The 2,235-nt window shown below is 65.6% G+C and carries 2 protein-coding genes and 1 pseudogene; 2 read left to right on the top strand and 1 reads right to left on the bottom strand.

Annotation, left to right across the window (positions count from 1 at the left end; all coding sequences use genetic code 11):
* On the bottom strand, positions 1–614 hold a 614-nt coding region (locus tag WCB02_RS13185), incomplete at its 3' end, for an amino acid--tRNA ligase-related protein (RefSeq protein ID WP_423958668.1).
* Positions 615–753: 139 nt separating this feature from the next.
* Between WCB02_RS13185 and efp the strand changes: the two genes are divergently transcribed.
* Together efp and WCB02_RS13195 are read left to right on the top strand one after the other, a co-directional pair.
* The gene (gene efp, locus WCB02_RS13190) at positions 754–1,320 is read left to right on the top strand and encodes an elongation factor P (RefSeq protein WP_423958669.1); all 567 of its coding nucleotides are present in this window, start codon (positions 754–756) and stop codon (positions 1,318–1,320) included.
* Positions 1,321–1,365: 45 nt separating this feature from the next.
* Positions 1,366–2,235, top strand: a pseudogene (locus WCB02_RS13195) (M23 family peptidase); the annotation flags it as partial.

Below are 2,235 nucleotides of genomic sequence, written 5' to 3' on the forward strand. Positions count from 1 at the left end.
ACCTTGTGCTGGGCGGCCTCGCCCAGGGCGGCGCGGTCGCCCTCGCCACCCACGATGGTCGCGAGCAGATCGATGCCGGCAAAATGCTCGAACGCGGCCGCAACCGGGAGCAGTTCCGGATCGGCAAAAGGGTCGGCGCTCCGCCCGCGAAACGCAAACCGCCCGATGCCAGTTGCCCGCGCCGCCTGCGCGATGACCGCGACGCTGTCGGCCATGATGGCCTCGTAGCCGGCATCAGCGCGATACCATTCCAGCATGGTGAACTCGGGCAGATGCAGGTCGCCGCGCTCGCGGTCGCGGAACACCCGCGCGAACTCGAAGATTTTTGCCTCGCCAGCGGCCAGCAGTTTCTTGCAGGCAAATTCGGGCGAGGTCCGCAGGTATCTCGTCACCCGGTCGCCGCCGGCGCCGGTCAGCTCGGTGCGGGGCGCGTGCAAATGGGTCTCATTGCCCGGCGAAACCTGCAGGACGCCGGTCTCGACCTCGACAAAGCCTTGGTCGTCGAACCACGCCCGCACCGCCCGCGTGATCGCGGCCCGGGCCATCAGGAAGGGTCGCGTGTCGGCGTGGCGCCCACGCGACCACCAGGGCGAAAACGGGAGGTTTGCGGGCATCTAACCGGCGTCCCGATGCGACGCCAAAAGGCTGGCGCGCACCTCCAAAATCAGTATGTTGCGGCCCGAATGCGCCTCACAGGCCACAAACCACCCATATCCCGTTCGGCGTTGGGCCAGCATATCAGGGAAAACCGCTTTGAAAGTCATCGCCAGCTCTATTCGCAAGGGCAACGTCATCGAGCAAGACGGCAAGCTTTATGTCGTCCTGAGCTCCGAGAACATCCATCCAGGCAAGGGAACGCCCGTCAGCCAGGTCGAAATGCGCCGAATCAGCGACGGGGTGAAGATCTCCGAGCGCTACAAAACAACCGACCAGGTGGAAAAGGCGACCATCGAGGAGCGCAATTTCAACTATCTTTATGAGGATGGCGACGGCTTCCATTTCATGAACAGTGACACCTATGATCAGGTCCAGGTGCCCAAGGACGTCGTCGGCACCTCGGCGCCTTATCTGCAGGAAAACATGACAGTCAAACTGTCCATGCACGACACCACACCGGTGTCCATCCAGCTGCCGCAACGGGCGACGCTGGAAGTGATGGAGACCGAGCCGGTGACCAAGGGGCAGACCGCATCGTCGTCCTACAAGCCGGCCATGCTCTCCAACGGCGTGCGCACCTTGGTGCCGCCGCACATCGCGGCCGGCACCCGGATCGTGGTCCTGACCGAGGACGGTTCATATGTCGAACGCGCCAAGGATTAAGCATCAGGCGCCGGGATGGGATCTAGCCGCCGGGGGGCGACGCGATTGGGTGGGACAGCTGTCCGGTTCGTCAAACGCTCGCTGGCGATTTTGGGATTGCTCCTCGCCGGCACGGCGGCCGCGACCGGGGAAGAGTTCCGGGCGCCGGTGATCTCGGTCGTCCACGTCGAATGGCACGCGGTGCTCGACCAGCTGCGTGCCGAGATCAACGCCGCGCCGGCCATCGCTTCCGACTTCGCCTTTTCGCCGCAGCGCCGCGTCGGGGCCTTCGATCCGCGATCGATGCCGGCGCTGGTGCAGCTCAATGCCGTGACCTCGCCGGTCTTTTCGGGCATCGGTCGCAGCCCGGTGCCGGTGCTGCTGCCGTTCGATACCGCCTCCTACCTCGAGGCGCGTCAGAATGGCCATCAGCCCGGCCTTCCCTTGTCGCACTATCAGGCGGACTTCCGTGCCGTCGACCTGTTCGACGCGGGTCCCGCTGGCTATGACGCGGTGTTCTCGCTCGATCCCGACGCCGGTGCGGGCCTGCCGCAGCGAACTTTTGCCAGACCGGTCGAGGTGCAGATCACCGGCTCGCTCCTGACCTATGACGTCGCAGACCCGCAGGGCGGCAAGGGCGAGCCGGTCAAATCGCTCGCCGCGCAATATCCGGATCTGCGCCGCTTCATCCGGGAAGGCTATGTGCGCTATGCCTTTACCCGCTTCGGCGTGCCCTATGTGGTGTCGATCCAATGCCTGGACTCGGCCCCGCGCGCGCGGCGGCTCGCCTGCCGCGAAGCCTATCCGGTCGCCGAACGCTTTCTGAAGGCGTTGCGCATCGCGGGCGGTCTGCCCGCGCGGCCGCGGCCCGACATCAGCTCCGAAACTGCGGACCGCCCGCTGGTGCGTTCGCCCGACTTCACCTACCGCCCGCCA

It is taken from the genome of Bradyrhizobium sp. (genome assembly GCF_049581145.1).
Classification (GTDB): Bacteria; Pseudomonadota; Alphaproteobacteria; order Rhizobiales; family Xanthobacteraceae; genus Bradyrhizobium.